This window comes from Desulforegula conservatrix Mb1Pa, assembly GCF_000426225.1.
Taxonomy (GTDB): Bacteria; Desulfobacterota; Desulfobacteria; order Desulfobacterales; family Desulforegulaceae; genus Desulforegula; species Desulforegula conservatrix.
On the sequence record NZ_AUEY01000142.1, the window covers coordinates 1 to 3,318 of the forward strand.

General features: G+C 44.3%; 3 protein-coding genes and 1 riboswitch. All 3 genes read left to right on the forward strand.

What is annotated here, in order from left to right; genetic code table 11:
- Nucleotides 1-472 precede the first annotated feature (472 nt).
- Nucleotides 473-581: riboswitch (TPP riboswitch) on the forward strand.
- Nucleotides 582-917: 336 nt separating this feature from the next.
- From thiS to thiH, 3 genes are read left to right on the forward strand one after another with little or no spacing between them, the layout of a single operon-like run.
- On the forward strand, nt 918-1,145 hold the full coding sequence (gene thiS / locus K245_RS0121020) for a sulfur carrier protein ThiS (protein ID WP_198013956.1): 228 nt from the start codon (nt 918-920) through the stop codon (nt 1,143-1,145).
- Nucleotides 1,146-1,150: 5 nt separating this feature from the next.
- Nucleotides 1,151-1,966 carry a thiazole synthase gene (locus K245_RS0121025; protein ID WP_035277896.1) on the forward strand — a complete coding sequence of 272 codons (816 nt, stop codon included), beginning with the start codon at nt 1,151-1,153 and terminating at the stop codon, nt 1,964-1,966.
- Between the two features lie 2 nt (nt 1,967-1,968).
- Nucleotides 1,969-3,078 (forward strand): 2-iminoacetate synthase ThiH, encoded by a 1,110-nt coding sequence (gene thiH / locus K245_RS0121030; RefSeq protein ID WP_027360745.1) that lies wholly within the window; start codon nt 1,969-1,971, stop codon nt 3,076-3,078.
- Nucleotides 3,079-3,318 lie beyond the last annotated feature (240 nt).

A 3,318-nucleotide genomic window follows, 5' to 3' on the forward strand; every position in this document is an offset into this window, starting at 1 on the left:
GTCCATGATTCACAGACTTATTTATGTTGCTCTTAGGACTCCGCCCATGCCATCAACCATGCTTTCTATGGCTGAAGCAGAGTGGTAATCAAATTCCTTTTTGCCTTTTGGTTTTCTTCAAGGATGACAAGGTCACAAAAAGTAAGATTCACGTATATTCCAGACTTTTGCCGGTTTTGGTGTTGAACTCAAATCCATAACTATTTCCCTTTCCTTTCTACGTTAATTGCTGCCATACACAAAAACCACAACAAGGCATGTTAGCCCAGAGCCTACTAAAAAGCTACCGCTCCAATCGAGACCTTGTGTTAAGCAATAAATGCCTGCCAGAATAGAAATTACAGCAATCAGGAATTCGCAGATTGTGCCCATAATGCTGCTGATAAAATCAGATTTTAAAACGCTGTCATATGCCCATCAAAAAAACCTTTACTTTCAGACAAGGCATTTCGTATAAGAACAAAGATTTGTATTCGATTGCTGGGGGAGCCTTAAAGCAAAACGGGCTGAGAGGGATTTAATTCCGACCCTTGGAACCTGAAGCAGTTCATACTGCCGTAGGGAAGCAATGAAATGTCTGGCTGCCCTTTCAGGCAGCATATAAATAAGGACACTTCAAGGCTTGCCATATTGGCAGGCCTTTTGTTGTTTTATGCGCCAGAAATCTGGTTTTTTAACAAAAAGTTTTTGCGGAGCTTTTTTAAAAAAGCGACCGGTAGGCATTCGGATCGACGTCGGATTACGAGCAAAGGGCTCTCTAATCCTACGAATTGGCTTTTTACGGTAAAAACCATATAAAGGCACCCGATTAATGCTGATTACGGACAAAAAGCGCTCGTATCTGGTGCACAAGCCTTGCGGCTTGAGCACCCTACGATCATCTTTTGGGGTGGCAGATTAATCTCACAGAGGCTTTTGTGAACAAATACAAATCAGAGAGACTCATGAAAATAATAATAAATGGCAAAACAGAAGAGCTTGAAGTGGGTACGACAATTCATAAAATTCTGTCGTCAAACGATCTTAAACCTGACTCTGTGGTGGTTGAACTTAACGAAACCGTCATTGAAACAGAGCATTATTCAAAAACTGTACTAAAAGAAAACGACAGGCTCGAAGTTCTGAGCTTTGTGGGAGGAGGATAAGAATAATGGATCTGAACCTTTCCAAATCCAAATTTTATGATGATGACCTCGAGATCGGTGGTTTGAAACTGAAAAGCCGCCTTTTTGTGGGAACAGGAAAATATCCGTCTGACACACTTATCCCGGGAGTTTTATCAGCTTCTGGCAGCCAGGTGATTACAGTCGCCCTTAGACGAGTGGATCTTGCGGCAAAAACAGATAATGTGATGAAACATATCCCAAAAACTGTCCAGCTTCTGCCAAATACATCAGGTGCGAGAACTGCGGAAGAAGCGGTTCGTATAGCCCGTCTTTCAAGGGCAATGGGCTGCGGAAACTGGATAAAGATAGAGGTAATTTCAGACAACAAATATCTTTTGCCTGACGGTTATGAAACAGTAAGAGCCACCGAGATTCTGGCCAAGGAAGGATTTGTCGTACTTCCATATGTCAATGCTGATCTGATGGTCGCAAAAGCCCTGGTGAATGCAGGAGCTGCCGCTGTCATGCCGCTTGGCGCTCCGATTGGCAGCAACAGAGGGCTAAGAACCAAGGAAATGCTTGGCATTCTAATTGATGAAATAAAAATCCCCATTGTCGTTGATGCAGGAATCGGAAAACCTTCCCACGCATGTGAGGCAATGGAAATGGGGGCGGACGCATGTCTTGTCAACACTGCAATTGCAGGCAGCAAAGACCCAATCGCAATGGCAGAGGCTTTTGGAAGAGCAGTCGAAGCAGGAAGAACCGCTTTTCTGGCAGGTACAGGCGCTGTTAGTCAGGGACGGGCATCAGCGTCTTCTCCATTGACCGGATTTCTATTTGAAAGCACCGGAGCATAAGCATGAGTTTTTATGAAGTGATCGAGTCAATCAAGTCCCAGGATATTTCCGGTTACATCGGCAATATATCAAAAAATGATGTCCGGAGAGTCCTTGCTGGCCGGACATGCTCGCCGGAAGATTTTCTTGCACTACTCTCCCCTGCCGCAGAGCCATTTATAGAAGACATGGCACAAAAAGCCCATGAGATATCAATTCGGCAGTTCGGCAGAATAATCCAGCTGTTTACTCCGATTTATCTGTCCAATTTCTGCACAAACGGATGCGTTTACTGCGGATTCGGCTGCAATAACAAAATACCCAGAAAGCAGCTGACCATAGATGAATTGGGTGATGAGGCAAAATCAATAGCAGATACTGGTTTAAGGCATATACTTATTCTAACGGGAGATGCTCCCAAAGTTGCCACCATAGGTTATCTTGAGGAATGCAGCCGCAAACTGAAAGAATATTTCAGCTCCATAGCCATTGAAATATATGCCCTGACAGAACAGGAATACATCAGTCTTGTAAATGCCGGAGTCGATGGTCTGACTATTTATCAGGAAACCTATAATGAGAGGCTTTATGACTCGCTTCATCCTTTTGGTCCCAAAAAAGACTTCAGATTCAGGCTTGATGCTCCTGAACGGGGCTGCAAGGCAGGCATGCGAATGGTCAACGTTGGCGCTCTGCTTGGGCTGGATGACTGGAGAATCGACTCATTCATATCTGGTCTGCATGCTGCCTATCTTCAGGATAAATACCCGGACGTAGAAATCAGCATGTCCCTTCCAAGGATGAGACCCCACGCAGGATCATATGAGCCAAAGTTTCCGGTATCAGACATAAGCTTTGTTCAAATAATGCTGGCTCTCCGCATATTTATGCCAAGATGCGGTATTTCCATCTCAACAAGGGAAAGCTCAAAGTTCAGAAACCAGATCATGAAACTGGGCGTGACAAGAATGTCGGCAGGCGTTACAACTGCTGTCGGCGGCCATACCCAAAAAGACGAAGGCACCGGCCAGTTTGATATTTCTGACGAAAGAAGCGTGGAGCAGATGGTTTCCGCAATAACTGAAACAGGGTATCAGCCTGTTTTTCAGGACTGGCGGCCTCTTGAGATTTGAGATAGACTATGGCCAATATTGATGCGGAAATGCCTCCGGCGGGTAGCTTTTTTCAAAAAGCGACCCGCCGGAGGCAAAAAATTGTTTGTTTTGACAGCTGCGGTTTTAAAAGAACCTAAACTGAAAATTAGGCAGAACCACAATAATTTATTTGATTACCATTTTTACTCCGCCATGCTTATCTTAAGGCATGTGAAAGATTATCCAGATATGATGGAGGTGTAGCATGGCAAAAAATAT